At 56.4% G+C, this 16,384-nt stretch carries 16 protein-coding genes; 14 read left to right on the top strand and 2 right to left on the bottom strand.

Annotated elements, in window-relative coordinates; translation table 11 throughout:
- Positions 1-193: 193 nt before the first annotated feature.
- The 4 genes from ftsY (at position 194) to rpoH (ending at position 4,713) form a co-directional block, all read left to right on the top strand.
- Complete coding sequence (gene ftsY, locus AC6I77_RS17920; RefSeq protein ID WP_497817184.1) at positions 194-1,969, top strand: signal recognition particle-docking protein FtsY; 1,776 nt, start codon at positions 194-196, stop codon at positions 1,967-1,969.
- Between the two features lie 5 nt (positions 1,970-1,974).
- A complete protein-coding gene (ftsE, locus tag AC6I77_RS17915) occupies positions 1,975-2,643 on the top strand; it encodes a cell division ATP-binding protein FtsE (protein ID WP_003852197.1) in 669 nt (222 codons plus the stop codon).
- Positions 2,633-3,616 (top strand): permease-like cell division protein FtsX, encoded by a 984-nt coding sequence (ftsX, locus tag AC6I77_RS17910; RefSeq protein WP_003852199.1) that lies wholly within the window; start codon positions 2,633-2,635, stop codon positions 3,614-3,616. The genes ftsE and ftsX overlap by 11 nt, the downstream gene beginning before the upstream one ends.
- Positions 3,617-3,855: 239 nt before the next feature.
- On the top strand, positions 3,856-4,713 hold the full coding sequence (gene rpoH, locus AC6I77_RS17905) for an RNA polymerase sigma factor RpoH (RefSeq protein WP_003852201.1): 858 nt from the start codon (positions 3,856-3,858) through the stop codon (positions 4,711-4,713).
- Positions 4,714-4,773: 60 nt separating this feature from the next.
- Here rpoH and panM read toward each other — a convergent pair whose 3' ends face one another.
- Positions 4,774-5,169 (bottom strand): aspartate 1-decarboxylase autocleavage activator PanM, encoded by a 396-nt coding sequence (panM, locus tag AC6I77_RS17900; RefSeq protein WP_008926293.1) that lies wholly within the window; start codon positions 5,167-5,169, stop codon positions 4,774-4,776.
- 395 nt (positions 5,170-5,564) lie between these two features.
- Between panM and AC6I77_RS17895 the strand changes: the two genes are divergently transcribed.
- The 10 genes from AC6I77_RS17895 to ugpQ all read left to right on the top strand — a co-directional run bounded on the left by AC6I77_RS17895 (position 5,565) and on the right by ugpQ (position 15,969).
- A complete protein-coding gene (locus tag AC6I77_RS17895) occupies positions 5,565-6,692 on the top strand; it encodes a branched-chain amino acid ABC transporter substrate-binding protein (protein ID WP_003852205.1) in 1,128 nt (375 codons plus the stop codon).
- A 71-nt stretch (positions 6,693-6,763) separates the two neighbouring features.
- Entirely contained in the window at positions 6,764-7,690 is a 927-nt protein-coding gene (gene livH / locus AC6I77_RS17890; RefSeq protein WP_008926292.1) for a high-affinity branched-chain amino acid ABC transporter permease LivH, read from the top strand.
- On the top strand, positions 7,687-8,958 hold the full coding sequence (locus AC6I77_RS17885) for a high-affinity branched-chain amino acid ABC transporter permease LivM (RefSeq protein ID WP_003852208.1): 1,272 nt from the start codon (positions 7,687-7,689) through the stop codon (positions 8,956-8,958). The genes livH and AC6I77_RS17885 overlap by 4 nt, the downstream gene beginning before the upstream one ends.
- The gene (gene livG / locus AC6I77_RS17880; RefSeq protein ID WP_003852209.1) at positions 8,955-9,722 is read left to right on the top strand and encodes a high-affinity branched-chain amino acid ABC transporter ATP-binding protein LivG; all 768 of its coding nucleotides are present in this window, start codon (positions 8,955-8,957) and stop codon (positions 9,720-9,722) included. The genes AC6I77_RS17885 and livG overlap by 4 nt, the downstream gene beginning before the upstream one ends.
- Before the next feature lies 1 nt (position 9,723).
- Entirely contained in the window at positions 9,724-10,437 is a 714-nt protein-coding gene (livF, locus tag AC6I77_RS17875) for a high-affinity branched-chain amino acid ABC transporter ATP-binding protein LivF (protein ID WP_008926291.1), read from the top strand.
- Positions 10,438-11,052: 615 nt separating this feature from the next.
- Entirely contained in the window at positions 11,053-12,369 is a 1,317-nt protein-coding gene (gene ugpB, locus AC6I77_RS17870; RefSeq protein ID WP_003852214.1) for a sn-glycerol-3-phosphate ABC transporter substrate-binding protein UgpB, read from the top strand.
- 55 nt (positions 12,370-12,424) lie between these two features.
- Positions 12,425-13,312: a sn-glycerol-3-phosphate ABC transporter permease UgpA gene (ugpA, locus tag AC6I77_RS17865; RefSeq protein ID WP_003852215.1), complete on the top strand. Its 888-nt coding sequence runs from the start codon at positions 12,425-12,427 to the stop codon at positions 13,310-13,312.
- The gene (gene ugpE, locus AC6I77_RS17860) at positions 13,309-14,154 is read left to right on the top strand and encodes a sn-glycerol-3-phosphate ABC transporter permease UgpE (protein ID WP_078805121.1); all 846 of its coding nucleotides are present in this window, start codon (positions 13,309-13,311) and stop codon (positions 14,152-14,154) included. The genes ugpA and ugpE overlap by 4 nt, the downstream gene beginning before the upstream one ends.
- 1 nt (position 14,155) lies before the next feature.
- Positions 14,156-15,229, top strand: coding sequence for a sn-glycerol-3-phosphate import ATP-binding protein UgpC (locus AC6I77_RS17855; protein WP_497817183.1), 1,074 nt, complete (start codon positions 14,156-14,158; stop codon positions 15,227-15,229).
- On the top strand, positions 15,226-15,969 hold the full coding sequence (gene ugpQ / locus AC6I77_RS17850; protein WP_003852221.1) for a glycerophosphodiester phosphodiesterase: 744 nt from the start codon (positions 15,226-15,228) through the stop codon (positions 15,967-15,969). Before AC6I77_RS17855 ends, ugpQ begins: the two co-directional genes overlap by 4 nt.
- On the opposite strand, the gene AC6I77_RS17845 is transcribed toward ugpQ, so the two are convergent.
- Positions 15,966-16,247 carry a DUF2756 domain-containing protein gene (locus AC6I77_RS17845; RefSeq protein ID WP_003852222.1) on the bottom strand — a complete coding sequence of 94 codons (282 nt, stop codon included), beginning with the start codon at positions 16,245-16,247 and terminating at the stop codon, positions 15,966-15,968. The genes ugpQ and AC6I77_RS17845 overlap by 4 nt on opposite strands.
- Between the last annotated feature and the right edge of the window lie 137 nt (positions 16,248-16,384).

Below are 16,384 nucleotides of genomic sequence, written 5' to 3'. Positions count from 1 at the left end.
GGGCGAATCGGTGAGAAGAAACGTTAAAAAAGGGTGCTGTGGTGAGCTGGCTGGAAAGTGTTAGACTACTGAGTTGCTGAAGTCATGCATTATTCTGCGGTTTACGCCGGTCTGGCGCTGACCGACTTTCATTGATTTACCCCTGGAAACCACGCGCGACCGGGACAAAGCCATCGAGGAGTGTCGTCACACAATGGCAAAAGAGAAAAAACGTGGCTTTTTTTCCTGGCTGGGATTTGGCAAAGAGGAAGAGAAACAACCTGTAGCGGAGGAGCAGACACACGAGGTCGCAGAACCCGCACAGCAGCAGACTGAACAGGAAGCGCCGGCATTAAGCCAGGCTGAAGCGCAAGCGGAAGAGACTGTCGCTATCACCGAAACGGTGGCCGAACAGCAGCGTGAGGCGGACGTCACCGCGGCTGCGCCGCACGAATCAGCACCGGCGGTGCTGGATGAGGCTGAGCCGATTGAGGCCGATCCTGAAGCATTACTGGACGTCTCCGCACCTGAACATGACGCGACGCCGGTTATCGATGCCGACGATGTGGTCACGCCGATCGCGGACGACGCATCAGCAGACGCGCCGTTAAGCGAAGAAGAGCTGACCGCGCTGGGCGACGCTCCGATCATTGAAATCCCGGACGCATCAGCAGACGCGCCATTAAGCGACGAAGAGCTGACTGCGCTGGCACTGGGCGACGCCCCGATAGTTGAAACGCCACACAGTGAAGCAGACGCGCCATTAAGCGACGAAGAGCTGACCGCGCTGGCACGGGATGACGCACCCACCGCTGAAATCTCTCACAGTGAAGCGGAATCACCGCTGACCGAAGAAGAGCTGGCCGCGCTGGCACGGGATGACGCACCCACCGCTGAAATCTCTCACAGTGAAGCGGAATCACCGCTGACCGAAGAAGAGCTGACCGCGCTGGCACTGGGCGAAGCCGACGTCACTGACGCGGAACCGGCAGACACATTATCCGACACCGTCAGCGATCTTCCGCTGGCCGCCGCGCCACTCATCGTGCAGGAGCAGGAACGTCCCAGCAAAGAGGGCTTCTTTGCCCGCCTGAAGCGCAGCCTGGTCAAAACCCGTCAGAACCTCGGTTCCGGTTTTATCAGTCTGTTCCGTGGCAAAAAGATTGATGATGACCTGTTTGATGAGCTGGAAGAGCAGCTGCTGATTGCGGATGTCGGTGTGGATACCACGCGCCGCATCATTACCCATCTTACTCAGCAGGCAAACCGCAAGCAGCTGCGTGACGCCGAAGCGCTCTACGGCCTGCTGAAAGCGGAAATGGCCTCGATTCTGGCAAAAGTGGATGCGCCACTGGAAGTCTCAGGCAAAACGCCGTTTGTCATCCTGATGGTTGGCGTCAATGGCGTGGGTAAAACTACGACCATCGGTAAGCTGGCGCGCCAGTATCAGGCCGAAGGCAAAACGGTGATGTTAGCGGCTGGTGATACCTTCCGTGCAGCGGCGGTTGAGCAGCTGCAGGTGTGGGGCCAGCGTAATAACATTCCTGTGATTGCTCAGCACACGGGTGCAGATTCTGCTTCGGTGATCTTCGATGCCATTCAGGCAGCGAAATCGCGCGGCGTTGACGTGCTGATTGCTGATACGGCCGGTCGTCTGCAGAACAAATCGCACCTGATGGAAGAGCTGAAAAAAATCACCCGCGTGATGAAAAAACTGGATGATTCAGCGCCACACGAAGTGATGCTGACGCTGGATGCCAGCACCGGACAGAATGCGGTCAGCCAGGCCCGACTGTTTAACGAAGCGGTTGGCGTGACCGGTATCGCGCTCACCAAGCTGGATGGCACCGCTAAAGGCGGCGTCATCTTCTCGGTGGCCGATCAGTTCGGTATTCCGATTCGCTACATCGGCGTCGGTGAAGGCATTGAAGATTTACGGCCGTTTAAGGCGGAAGATTTTATTGAGGCATTGTTTGCCCGAGAGGACTAATTAGGATGATTCGCTTTGAAGAGGTCAGTAAGGCATATCTCGGCGGACGTCAGGCGCTACAGGGAGTAGATTTCCGTCTGCGTCCTGGCGAAATGGCGTTTCTGACCGGCCACTCCGGTGCCGGTAAAAGTACCTTGCTGAAGCTGATTTGTGGCATTGAGCGCCCGAGTGCCGGAAAAATCTGGTTCAGCGGCCATGACATTTCCCGCCTGCGCAACAGTGAGGTGCCTTTCCTGCGTCGTCAGATTGGCATGATCTTCCAGGATCACCACCTGCTGATGGATCGCTCTGTTTACGACAATGTGGCTATCCCACTGATTATTTCCGGTGCCAGCGGCGAAGATATCCGTCGTCGCGTCTCGGCGGCGCTGGATAAAGTCGGCCTGCTCGACAAAGCGAAAAGTTATCCGATTCAGCTTTCGGGTGGTGAACAGCAGCGTGTGGGCATCGCCCGGGCGGTGGTGAACAAGCCAGCCGTGCTGCTGGCAGATGAACCGACCGGTAACCTTGATGACGCGCTGTCAGAAGACATTCTGCGCCTGTTCGAAGAGTTTAACCGCGTTGGCGTCACCGTTCTGATGGCAACGCATGACAGCGGCCTGATCGCCCGGCGTAATTACCGGATGATGACGCTGAATCAGGGACGTCTGCACGGAGGCCACGATGGTCAATAAACGCATTAAACGTCCGGCTGCACCGAAAGCGAAGCAGCCATCGAAGAGTAAAGCGCTGAAGGGCGGCTGGCAGGAGCAGTGGCGCTATGCACTGCGTGGCACGCTCTCAGACATGTGGCGTCAGCCGCTGGCCACGCTGCTGACGGTGATGGTTATTGCCATCTCCCTGACGCTGCCCAGCGTCTGCTACATGGTGTGGAAAAACGTTAGCCAGGCGGCCACGCAATGGTATCCGGCGCCGCAGTTAACCGTTTATCTCTCCAAAACGCTTGATGACACGGCAGCAGAAAACGTCGTGGCGCAGCTCAAGCAGGTCGAAGGCGTGGATAACGTTAACTACCTGACACGGGAAGAGGCGCTGAATGAGTTCCGCAACTGGTCAGGCTTTGGCGGCGCAATGGATATGCTGGAGCAGAATCCGCTGCCTGCGGTAGCCATCATTACGCCGAAACTCAATTTCCAGAACTCTGACACCATGCAGAGCCTGCGCGATCGGGTCACCAAAGTGCAGGGCGTGGATGAAGTGCGGATGGATGACAGCTGGTTTGCGCGGCTGGCTGCACTGACCGGACTGGTGGGGCAAATCGCGTCGATGATTGGTGTGCTGATGATCGTGGCGGTGTTCCTGGTGATCGGTAACAGTGTTCGTCTCAGCATCTTTGCCCGACGCGACACGATTAACGTGCAGAAGCTGATTGGTGCGACTGACGGCTTTATCCTGCGTCCTTTCCTCTACGGCGGGGCGCTGCTGGGGTTCAGCGGCGCGGTGCTGTCGCTGCTGCTGTCGGAAGTGCTGGTGCTGCGTCTCCAGTCCGTCGTCGCCAGTGTGGCGACCGTATTTGGTACCACCTTCTCGCTGGAAGGCTTCTCCTGGGATGAGGCGCTGCTGCTTTTACTGATTGCAGCAATCATCGGCTGGGTGGCTGCGTGGCTGGCAACGGTACAACATTTACGTCGATTTACGCCGCAGTAAACGCCTGCAACATTTTTTTGTTATAATGGTCCTCTGCTACCGATGGTGGGTGCAGAGGATTTCTCCCTCTTCCCTTCCTGTCATCTGTGTGTAAAATATTCACCGCTATAATTGAACTTGTGGATAACTTTAGCACTCTAAGTAGCACAGATTGCTTTCGGATTTCGCGCGACGTTGACGTAATGTATCGTCTGCGCAGGGAAATGTGCGGCAATTCCACTAAATTTGTGAGGGTTTGAATGACCAAAGAAATGCAAACTTTAGCTATTGCTCCTCTTGGCAACCTGGAGTCTTACGTCCGGGCTGCGAATACCTGGCCGATGCTCTCGGCTGAAGAGGAAAAAGCGTTGGCTGAACGGCTGCATTACCAGGGCGATCTGGAAGCAGCAAAGACGCTGATCCTGTCTCACCTACGCTTTGTAGTTCATATCGCTCGTAATTACTCCGGCTACGGTCTGCCACAGGCTGACCTGGTCCAGGAAGGCAACATCGGTCTGATGAAAGCGGTGCGTCGCTTCAATCCTGAAGTGGGCGTGCGTCTGGTTTCATTTGCCGTGCACTGGATTAAAGCGGAGATTCACGAATACGTGCTGCGTAACTGGCGTATCGTGAAAGTCGCGACCACCAAAGCACAGCGTAAGCTGTTCTTTAACCTGCGTAAAACCAAGCAGCGTCTGGGCTGGTTCAATCAGGACGAAGTCGAGATGGTTGCGCGTGAGCTGGGCGTAAGCAGCAAAGATGTGCGTGAAATGGAATCGCGTATGGCCGCGCAGGACATGACCTTTGATATGTCTGCCGACGATGAGAGCAGCGAAGGCCGTTCGATGGCGCCGGTGCTTTATCTCCAGGATAAAACCTCTGACTTTGCTGACGGCATTGAAGAGGATAACTGGGACGCGCATGCCGCTGACAAGCTGAGCTATGCGATGGAAGGTCTGGATGAGCGCAGTCAGCACATCATTCGCGCCCGCTGGCTGGATGAAGACAACAAAACCACGCTACAGGAGCTGGCCGATCAATACGGCGTATCAGCGGAACGTGTCCGGCAGCTGGAAAAGAACGCCATGAAGAAACTGCGTATGGCGATCGAAGCGTAACGCACTTCGACATCTCAAGGGGCGACAGATGATGTCGCCCTTTTTGTTTTCTGCGTCAGGCTACTCTACCGCCAGTATCCACCCATCACTCTGCGCCCTGAAACCACACGCCTGCATAAATGCCGCCCGCACCTGCTGATCGTCACTGCCATCATCGGCAATCCACCAGTCTGATATCGACCCGTTCTGCCTGATCGTCTCCTCAAGCAAATATTGTCCCACACCGCGTCGCCGGGTGACATCGCGCACCGTCAGCCGGTGGACCTTGCCATGCATCCCTGAGATTTCCAGCTGCAGACCCGCCAGCAGCCGATCGTTAAAGCGTGCGGCATAAAGACGATGACGCTCATCCAGGTGCTGCTCCAGTTTTTCAATCTCCAGATCCGGCCAGACTTTGCCCAGATCGATGCGGTCCTGCGCGGTCAGCGTGGTTAAACGCTGAATAGTGAGCTTCATAACAAAAACCTCTGTAATAGGGGAAAGTGCAGCGAAAGTATACAACCAGAGTGCCACCACATTTTCATCAATAAAACAGGTCAAAAGATGGCCTGGATGCCAGGATGATAGTTGTAAACAGGGAAATCAGACGATCAATCCAGCACAACGCGCTGGCAAAATGGTGAAAAACCGGCCATTGCCTCCAGTGTATTATGCTGTTTCACTCAGTCAATTCTGAATATGTCAGTTGATTTAAAGAAGAAAATTCCTGTTTAATAACCTGAAAAATAAAGCCTTATTATCAAAAAATACCGGAAAAGTGCGCTAAACCATTCATAAACATCATTTTTCGGCTTTATCCGGTAGCAACAGCAAACCACAACTCACAGTCACAACAAGATGGGGAAGTCCGCATGAAAATGAGTAAAGGCCGCGCATTACTGGCGGGTTGCGTTGCGCTGGCAATGAGCCACGCCGCCCTGGCTGCCGACATTAAAATCGCTATCGTTGGTGCCGTAACTGGCCCGGTCGCGCAGTACGGTGATATGCAGTTCACTGGTGCCGCGCAGGCGATTAAGGACATTAACGCCAAAGGCGGCATAAACGGCAACAAGCTGGTCGGCGTAGAGTATGACGATGCCTGCGATCCGAAACAGGCCGTGGCGGTGGCAAACAAGGTTGTTAACGACGGCATTAAATACGTTATCGGCCATCTTTGCTCCTCTTCTACCCAGCCTGCGTCCGACATCTATAACGATGAAGGTGTGCTGATGATTACCCCGGCAGCCACGGCACCGGAGCTGACGGCACGCGGTTACGAAACCATTATGCGTACAACCGGCCTGGACTCCGATCAGGGCCCGACTGCCGCGAACTATATTCTTGATCAGATCAAGCCTAAGCGTATCGCCGTGGTGCATGACAAGCAGCAGTATGGTCAGGGTCTGGCGGAATCAGTACAGAAAACGCTGAAAGCGAAAGGCGGCAACGTGGTGCTGTTTGAAGGCATCACTGCAGGCGATAAAGATTTCTCTACGCTGATTACGCGCCTGAAGAAAGAGAACGTCGACTTCGTTTATTACGGTGGCTACTACCCGGAAATGGGTCAGATTCTGCGTCAGGCGAAAGCGGCTGGCCTGAAAGCGGGCTTTATGGGACCGGAAGGCGTGGGTAACGCTTCACTCTCCAATATCGCGGGTGATGCATCAGAAGGTATCTATGTGACGCTGCCGAAGCGCTACGACCAGTTGCCGGAGAACAAGGCGATTGTTGAGGCCATCAAAACCAACAGCGCACAGAATCGCAAGGATCCGACCGGTCCGTTCGTCTGGACCACTTATGCGGCAATCCAGTCGCTGGTAGCGGGTATCGAACGCAGTAAGAGCGACGAGCCAGACGCGATCGCGAAAAACCTGAAAACCGGTGAGCCGGTACCAACAGTGATGGGCAACCTGAGCTGGGATCAGAAAGGCGATCTGAAAGGCTTCGAGTTCGGCGTATTCAAATGGCACAAAGACGGTTCGTCTACCGCAGTTAAGTAATCGTTCCATCGACAGACCAATCCTCTGCCGCGTCGGCAGAGGATTTTCCCGTTCTCATGCAGGTCTTCACTATGTCCGAGCAGTTTCTTTATTTCATTCAGCAGATGCTTAACGGGGTCACTCTCGGCAGCACCTACGCGCTGATCGCCATTGGTTACACCATGGTTTACGGCATTATCGGCATGATCAACTTCGCCCACGGCGAAGTCTATATGATCGGCAGCTATGTCTCTTTTATCGTGATTGCCGCCCTGATGATGATGGGTATCGACACGGGCTGGCTGATGATTGCCGCTGGCTTCGTGATGGCGATACTGATCTCCAGCGCCTACGGCTGGAGCATAGAGCGCGTCGCCTATAAGCCGGTGCGATCGTCGAAGCGTCTGATCGCACTGATCTCCGCCATCGGCATGTCGATCTTTCTGCAAAACTACGTCAGCCTGACGCAGGGTTCACGCGACCTGGCGCTGCCGAGCCTGATCACCGGACAGTGGACGGTAGGCGAGAGCAACGGTTTTGCCGCCACAATTTCTACCATGCAGGTTGTGATCTGGGTGGTGACGTTCCTGGCGATGCTGGCGCTGACCACCTTTATCCGTTATTCCCGCATGGGCCGCGCCTGTCGCGCCTGCGCTGAAGACCTGAAAATGGCCAGCCTGCTGGGAATTAACACCGACCGCGTCATCTCGCTGACCTTTGTGATTGGTGCTGCCATGGCGGCGGTAGCGGGCGTGCTGCTGGGCCAGTTCTACGGCTCCATCAACCCCTTCATCGGCTTTATGGCGGGCATGAAAGCCTTTACCGCTGCCGTGCTGGGCGGCATTGGCAGTATTCCGGGCGCGATGATTGGCGGCCTGGTTCTGGGCATTGCTGAAGCACTGACCTCCGCATATCTCAGCACGGAATACAAAGATGTGGTGTCGTTTGCTCTGCTGATCGTGGTGTTGCTGGTAATGCCGACCGGGATTCTGGGTCGCCCGGAGGTTGAGAAAGTATGAAATCTTCCTTTATCAACGCGCTGCTCTCTTCTGTCATGCTGCTGGTGCTGGCCAGCTTCTTTATGGGCATGCGTCTCGGCCTCGACGGCACCCGACTGGTGGTGCAGAGCGCGGGTGACGTGCGCTGGAACTGGATTTTCGTCGGCTGTGCCGTGGTCTTTCTGTTTCAGCTGCTGCGTCCGTTCTGGCAGCGCGGTCTGAAAAAGATTTCCGGTCCGGCGCTGGTGCTGCCTGGCATCGACGGCTCAACGCCGAAGCAGAAGCTGTTTATGCTGGCGCTGATCCTGGTCGCTGTGGCCTGGCCCTTTTTCGTGTCGCGCGGCACGGTAGACATCGCCACGCTGACGCTGATCTACGTGATGCTCGGTCTGGGCCTGAATGTGGTGGTCGGCCTGTCGGGGCTGCTGGTGCTCGGCTATGGTGGCTTCTATGCCATTGGCGCTTACACCTTTGCTCTTCTGAACCACTATTTTGGTCTCGGCTTCTGGGAGTGTCTGCCGCTGGCGGGCATTGTCTCGGCGCTGTTCGGGCTGCTGCTCGGCTTTCCGGTGCTGCGCCTGCGCGGAGACTATCTGGCGATCGTCACGCTGGGCTTCGGCGAGATTGTGCGTATTTTGCTGCTGAATAACACGGCGATTACCGGCGGTCCCAACGGCATTGCGCAGATCCCCAAACCGTCACTGTTCGGCCTTGAGTTTGGCCGCAAAGTCTCTGAAGGGGGCTGGAACACCTTCCACGATTTCTTTGGCCTGAAATACGATCCCAGCGACCGCGTGATTTATCTCTACCTGGTGGCGCTGCTGCTGGTGGTGCTGACGCTGTTCGTGATCAACCGGCTGCTGCGGATGCCGCTGGGCCGTGCCTGGGAAGCATTGCGTGAGGATGAGATTGCCTGCCGTTCACTGGGCCTGAGCCCGACCCGCATCAAGCTGACCGCCTTTACCATCAGTGCCGCGTTTGCTGGTTTCGCGGGCACGCTGTTTGCTGCGCGCCAGGGCTTTGTCAGCCCGGAGTCCTTTACCTTTGTCGAATCGGCTTTTGTGCTGGCGATTGTGGTTCTGGGCGGAATGGGTTCGCAGTTTGCAGTGATTCTGGCGGCCATTCTGCTGGTGGTGTCGCGCGAGCTGATGCGTGATCTGAATGAATACAGCATGCTGGTGCTGGGTGGCCTGATGGTGCTGATGATGATCTGGCGTCCGCAGGGATTATTGCCGATGAAGCGTCCGCATCTGAAGCTCAGAACCGGTAAAAAAGGAGAGCAGGCATGATCCAGCCTTTATTAGCCGTTGAAGGCCTGATGATGCGCTTCGGCGGTTTGTTAGCCGTGAACAATGTGGCGCTGGAGCTGCGTCCGCAGGAGATCGTTTCGCTGATTGGCCCTAACGGTGCCGGTAAAACCACCGTGTTTAACTGCCTGACCGGTTTTTATAAGCCCACTGGCGGCACGATTAAACTGCGTGAACAGCATCTGGAAGGATTGACGGGTCAGAAGATTGCGCAGATGGGCATTGTGCGTACTTTCCAGCATGTGCGTCTGTTCCGTGAGATGACGGTAATTGAAAACCTGCTGGTCGCTCAGCATCAGCACCTGAAAAGCGGCGTGTTTTCCGGCCTGCTGAAAACACCTGCGTTTCGCCGTAGTGAGAGCGAGGCGCTGGATCGCGCGGCGACCTGGCTGGAGCGGGTCGGTCTGCTGGAGCTGGCTAACCGTCAGGCGGGCAATCTGGCCTATGGTCAGCAGCGTCGGCTGGAGATTGCACGCTGCATGGTGACGCGCCCGGAGATCCTGATGCTGGATGAACCGGCAGCAGGCCTTAACCCTAAAGAGACCCACGAGCTGGATGCGCTGATTGCGGAGCTGCGTGGCGAACATAAGGTATCAGTGCTGCTGATTGAACATGATATGAAGCTGGTGATGGGCATTTCTGACCGTATTTATGTGGTTAATCAGGGAACGCCGCTGGCTAACGGAACGCCGGAAGAGATTCGTAATAATCCGGATGTCATCCGTGCCTATTTAGGAGAGGCCTGAGATGGCAAATGCGATGTTAACCATTGAGAACGTCAGCGCCCACTACGGCAAAATTCAGGCGCTGCACAATGTCAGCCTCTATATCAATCAGGGTGAAATCGTTACCCTGATTGGCGCTAACGGCGCCGGAAAAACCACGCTGCTGGGTACGCTGTGCGGTGAGCCACGCGCCACGCAGGGCACCATTACCTTTGATGGCAAAGCTATCACCGACTGGCAAACGGCGCGCATTATGCGTGAAGCGATTGCCATCGTGCCGGAAGGCCGGCGGGTGTTTTCGCGCATGACGGTGGAAGAGAACCTGGCGATGGGCGGTTTTTTTGCCAGCCGTCCGGATTATCTGACGCGGATCAAACGCGTTTATGAACTCTTCCCGCGTCTGGAAGAGCGTAAAATCCAGCGCGCTGGCACCATGTCAGGCGGCGAACAGCAGATGCTGGCAATTGGCCGTGCACTGATGAGCCAGCCGCGACTGCTGCTGCTGGATGAGCCGTCACTGGGGCTGGCACCGATCATTATTCAGCAGATCTTCGACACTATTGAGCAACTGCGTAGCGAGGGGATGACGATCTTCCTGGTGGAGCAGAATGCGAACCAGGCGCTGAAGCTGGCGGACAGGGGCTATGTGCTGGAGAACGGGCATGTGGTGCTCGAAGACACAGGTGCAGCGCTACTCTCCAACGAAGCCGTCCGCAGCGCTTACCTGGGTGCCTGATGGGGCACGGCCTGGCTTGCTTGCCAGGTTCCGGTTGGGCAGTGCTCGCCATCCTCACGTACTACGTGTACGCTCCGGTGGCTGCGCGCTGTCCGCCCGCAACCTGCCTGCGCCGCCGACGGCCTTGAGTGTCGGTGTGGGTGGTGGTGCCGACGGCCTTCAAATTTGCCTGAAAGTAGGCGCAAGTTCTGCCATTGCCAGAGGCCGTTATAGCTTCTGGTAATAAATCCGACGTAATAATGATGTATAGCAGCTCAGGTTGCTGACAAACTCAAATCAGGTGAATCTGGCCGCAACACATAAACTTAACGCGCAGGGAACACGGGCAGAAGAGGAAAGCGTCACGTGCCATGGACGGTGCGGGCCGAGCGTGTCATGGATGACGGTTTTTGCGTCTTTCCGATCTGACCGTGTTCTCTGTGCAGGGCACAGTCTTAAAGCAAGCCAGACTTTGTCAACAATCTCAACAATAGTTAGCTGCTCCGCTTTTCCTCTTTTTCGCCTGTCATCCTGCTGTCATCTCCCTGTTATTAATCCGTCATTTCCCCGTGTCATGTTACTTCGCGAAACAGAAATCCGTGATTTCACGCGTATTTACCTGCACAGGAAAATTCTATGTCCGTCGTTACCTTTCGTCGTAGCCTGATGAGCGCGCTGCTCGGTCTGACGCTCAGCAGCCATGCCATGGCCGCCACTGAGATCCCTTTCTGGCACTCCATGGAAGGCGAGCTTGGCAAAGAAGTGGATTCGCTGGCACAGCGTTTTAACGAGACGCATCCCGATTACAAAATTGTTCCGACCTACAAAGGTAACTACGAGCAGAGCCTGGCAGCAGGGATTGCGGCCGTGCGCAGCGGCAAAGCGCCAGCGGTGCTGCAGGTCTATGAAGTCGGTACGGCGACCATGATGGCCTCAAAGGCGATTGTGCCGGTGCATCAGGTATTCAAAGACGCCGGCATTCCCTTCGATGAAAAACAGTTCGTGCCAACGGTGGCGGGCTACTACAGCGACAGCAAAGGTCAGCTGATCTCTCAGCCGTTCAACAGCTCGACGCCGGTGCTCTACTACAACAAAGACGCCTTTAAAAAAGCGGGCCTGAACCCGGACCAGCCGCCTAAAACCTGGCAGGAGCTGGCGACAGATGCCGCCGCACTGCGTAAATCGGGCATGAGCTGTGGCTACGCCAGCGGCTGGCAGGGCTGGATCCAGATTGAAAACTTCAGTGCCTGGCATGCTCTGCCGGTCGCGACGGAAAACAACGGATTTGACGGACTCGATGCGGTGCTGGAGTTCAACAAGCCGGTGCAGGTTCGTCATATCGAACTGCTGGAAGCGATGAACAAGAAAGGGGACTTCACCTACTTTGGCCGCAAAGATGAATCCACCGCCAAGTTCTATAACGGCGATTGCGGTATCACCACCGCCTCATCCGGTTCGCTGGCCGATATCCGTCACTACGCCAAATTCAACTTCGGCGTTGGCATGATGCCGTATGACGACACCGTACCGAATGCGCCGCAGAACGCCCTGATTGGCGGAGCCAGCCTGTGGGTAATGAAAGGCAAAGATGCAGCAACGTACAAAGGCGTAGCTGAGTTCATGCAGTTCCTGGCTAAACCGGAAATCGCTGCGGAATGGCACCAGAAAACTGGCTATCTGCCGATTACGACCGCCGCCTACGAGCTGACGAAACAGCAGGGCTTCTACGACAAAAATCCGGGTGCGGATATCGCGACCCGCCAGATGATGAACAAGCCGCCATTGCCCTTCACTAAAGGCATGCGTCTGGGCAATATGCCGCAGATTCGTACCGTGATCGACGAAGAGCTGGAAAGTGTCTGGACCGGCAAACAGTCGCCACAAAGCGCACTGGATAACGCCGTGAAACGCGGCAACGAGCTGTTGCGCCGCTTTCAGCAGCAGGTGAAGTAATCTCTTCCTGCGGGCCCGCTCAGGCTGGCCCGCTCTTTCTGACGCCAGGTATGCCATGTCTTCATCCCGTCCGGTCTTTCGCACCAGTCTGTTGCCCTATCTTCTGGTACTGCCGCAACTGCTGATTACCGCCATCTTCTTTCTCTGGCCTGCGGGTGAAGCGCTGTGGTACTCGCTGCAAAGCCTCGATCCCTTTGGCATCTCCAGCAGCTTTGTCGGGCTGGAAAACTTCAGACGGCTATTTGCCGATCCTTACTATCTGGATTCCTTCTGGACCACGATAAAATTCAGTGGCATGGTCACGGTGTTTGGCATGGTCTTCTCGCTGCTGCTGGCGGCGCTGGTGGATTATGTGGTGCGACTGCGCCGCCTCTATCAGACCCTGCTGCTGCTGCCTTACGCCGTTGCGCCGGTGGTGGCTGCGGTGCTGTGGATGTTTCTGTTTAACCCTGGCCTGGGTCTGTTCAGCTACCTGCTGAACCACGTCGGCTACAACTGGAACTTCGCGCAGAACAGCGGTCAGGCGATGTTCCTGGTGGTGCTGGCCTCGATCTGGCAGCAGATGAGCTACAACTTCCTGTTTTTCTTTGCCGCACTGCAGTCTATCCCTAAATCGCTGGTGGAAGCCGCTGCCATCGACGGTGCCGGACCGGTGCGTCGCTTCTTCAACCTCTCACTGCCGCTGATCACGCCGGTCAGCTTCTTCCTGCTGGTGGTGAACCTGATCTACGCCTTCTTCGATACCTTCCCGGTGATCGATGCCGCAACCGGCGGCGGGCCGGTGCAGGCGACCACCACGCTGATCTACAAAATCTATCGCGAAGGCTTTACCGGTCTGGATCTCTCCTCTTCCGCGGCGCAGTCGGTGGTGCTGATGTTGCTGGTGATCGGGCTGACGGTGCTTCAGTTCCGCTTTGTTGAACGTAAGGTGCAATACCAATGATTGAGAATCGACGCGGGCTGGATATCTTCAGCCACATCGTGCTGGTGCTGGGCGTGCTCACTATCCTCTTTCCGCTCTATGTCGCCTTTGTGGCGGCAACGCTGGATAACGAGGCGGTCTATCAGGTGCCGATGACCCTGGTGCCCGGCACGCACCTGTGGGAGAACATCTCGCGCATCTGGACGCAGGGCGTCAACGGCAGCGGACCAGCGTTTGGCCTGATGCTGCTCAACAGCATGATCATGGCGCTGGGCATCACCTTCGGCAAAATTACGGTGTCGATGCTGTCGGCGTTTGCGCTGGTCTGGTTTCGCTTTCCGCTGCGGTCGCTCTTTTTCTGGCTGATCTTCATCACCCTGATGCTGCCGGTTGAGGTGCGTATCTTCCCCACGGTGCAGGTGATAGCCGACCTTAATATGCTCGACAGCTACAGCGGATTAACCCTGCCGCTGATGGCGTCGGCCACCGCGACTTTCCTGTTCCGTCAGTTTTTTATGTCGCTGCCGGATGAGCTGGTAGAAGCGGCGCGTATCGACGGTGCCAGCGCAATGCGCTTCTTTATCGACATTGTTCTGCCGCTGTCGAAAACCAATCTGGCGGCGCTGTTTGTCATCACCTTTATCTACGGCTGGAACCAGTATCTCTGGCCGCTGCTGATCATCAATGACGCCAGCCTCGGCACAGCGGTGGCGGGGATCAAAAGTATGATCTCCACCAGTGGATCGCCGACCCAGTGGAATGAAGTGATGGCGGCAATGTTATTAACCCTGATCCCGCCGTTGGTGGTGGTGTTAGTCATGCAGCGTGCCTTTGTGCGCGGTCTGGTTGAGAGTGAGAAATAAGATGGCAGGCGTAACCCTTCAGGCAGTAACCAAGTCCTACGATGGCAAAAATCAGATCATTCAGCCGCTGAACGTCACCATCAATGACGGCGAGTTTATGGTGATGGTGGGGCCATCCGGCTGCGGTAAATCGACGCTGCTGCGCATGGTAGCCGGACTGGAGCGCGTCAGCTCCGGTGATATCTACATCGACAACCGGCGCGTCACTCAGGAAGAGCCAAAAGATCGCGGCATTGCGATGGTGTTCCAGAATTACGCGCTTTATCCCCACATGTCGGTGGAGGAGAACATGGCCTATGGCCTGAAAATCCGCGGCATGGGCAAAGAGCAGATTCGCCAGAGGGTGCTGGACGCAGCGCGCAGCCTGGAACTGGATCACCTGCTGATGCGTCGGCCTCGCGAACTCTCGGGCGGTCAGCGCCAGCGCGTGGCGATGGGTCGCGCCATCGTACGTGAACCGGCGGTGTTTCTGTTCGATGAGCCGCTGTCGAATCTTGATGCCCGCCTGCGGGTGCAGATGCGGCTGGAGCTGCAGCAGCTGCACCGCCGCTTACAGACCACCAGTCTCTATGTGACGCACGATCAGGTCGAGGCGATGACGCTGGCACAGCGGGTGATGGTGATGAACAAAGGCGTGGTCGAGCAGCTTGGCACGCCGGTCGACGTATATGAACGTCCTGCCAGCCAGTTTGTGGCCTCGTTTATCGGTGCGCCCGCCATGAACCTGCTGAAAGGACAGTTCAGCAGTGACGGCTCGCGCTTCCAGCTTGATGCCTCACACGCGCTGCCACTCAGCGACACAAAAGCGAAATGGGCTAACCGCCCGGTGGTGCTGGGCATCCGGCCAGAGCATATTCAACTCAGTAGCCGCGAGCAGGGCGGCGTGCCTTTGCGGGTCGATACACTGGAGATGCTGGGTGCCGATAATCTGGCACATGGTCGCATCGGGGAGACGCCACTGGTGGTACGCTTAGACCACAGCGAACGGCCGCAGCCAGGCAGTACGCTGTGGCTGCATCTGCCGTCAGATGCGTTACACTTCTTCGATTCAACCCATGGAAAGCGTCTGGAATGAGCACACAACACTGGCCTTATCCCCGCATCGTCGCTCATCGCGGCGGCGGTAAACTGGCACCGGAAAATACCCTGGCAGCCATCGACACGGGTGCGAAATATGGCCATCAAATGATTGAGTTTGATGCCAAATTATCAATGGATGCCCAAATCTTCCTGCTGCATGACGACACACTGGATCGCACCAGCAACGGCTGGGGCGTGGCAGGTCAGTTGCCCTGGGAGAAGCTGTCGCAGCTCGATGCAGGCAGCTGGTTTGATAAGGCGTTTACCGGCGAGAAGCTGGCGCGGCTGGATGAGGTGGCAGCACGCTGCCGTCAGCATCAGATGATGGCAAACATCGAAATCAAACCGACCACCGGCAGTGATGCCGAAACCGGACGTGCGGTGGCGCAGGCAGCCGCAATCCTGTGGCAGGGACAGACCGCGCCGTTGCTCTCTTCATTCTCGTTTGAGGCGCTGGAGGCAGCAATGCAGGCCGAACCACAACTGCCGCGTGGTCTGTTGTCGCACAGCTGGGATCCCGAGTGGCAGGCAAAAACAACAGCGCTGGCCTGCGTCTCGATCCATCTGAATCACAAGGTGCTGACCGCTGAGCGGGTCGCCGAACTGAAAGCGGCCGGACTGAAAATTCTGGTTTATACCGTGAACAACCCGGATCGGGCGCGGGAATTGCTGAAATGGGGCGTCGATGCCATCTGTACTGACAGCATCGACATCATTGGCCCCGATTTTCATTAGTTCTGGTTTTGATTCTGCTGGCCCGGCTGCGAGGTAATAACCCGCTGCTGGGCGCTATTTCGCTGTTCCTGCATTTTGCGCTGCATATCCTGCGTCTGACGCTGCTGATCCTGGCGCAGCTTCAGCTGCTGCTGCTGCTGATCGGTCTGCATCTGCGACTGCATCCGCTGCTGGCTCGGGTTATAGCCCGGTTTATTGGGATCATTGGTGCTGTTGAGCGTGTTCGCCTGGCTGGCGAATGGCAGCAGGGCCGCTAAAACAATTATCCACTTTTTCATCACTCCTCCTTCCGTAAACGCGACAGGGTTTTGGGTGCACAATCGCGCACCCCGATATCAGGGTCGCATCCATAAGTTTACCCGATATCACAGACCTTACTTTCAGATGTATTCCTGATTTGACTTAACCCCGGTTA

This window comes from Pantoea sp. X-Soil-ISGK-259 (assembly GCF_059730705.1).
Note: the sequence above shows the minus strand (reverse complement) of the source record. Positions and strands in the feature narration are given on the sequence as shown.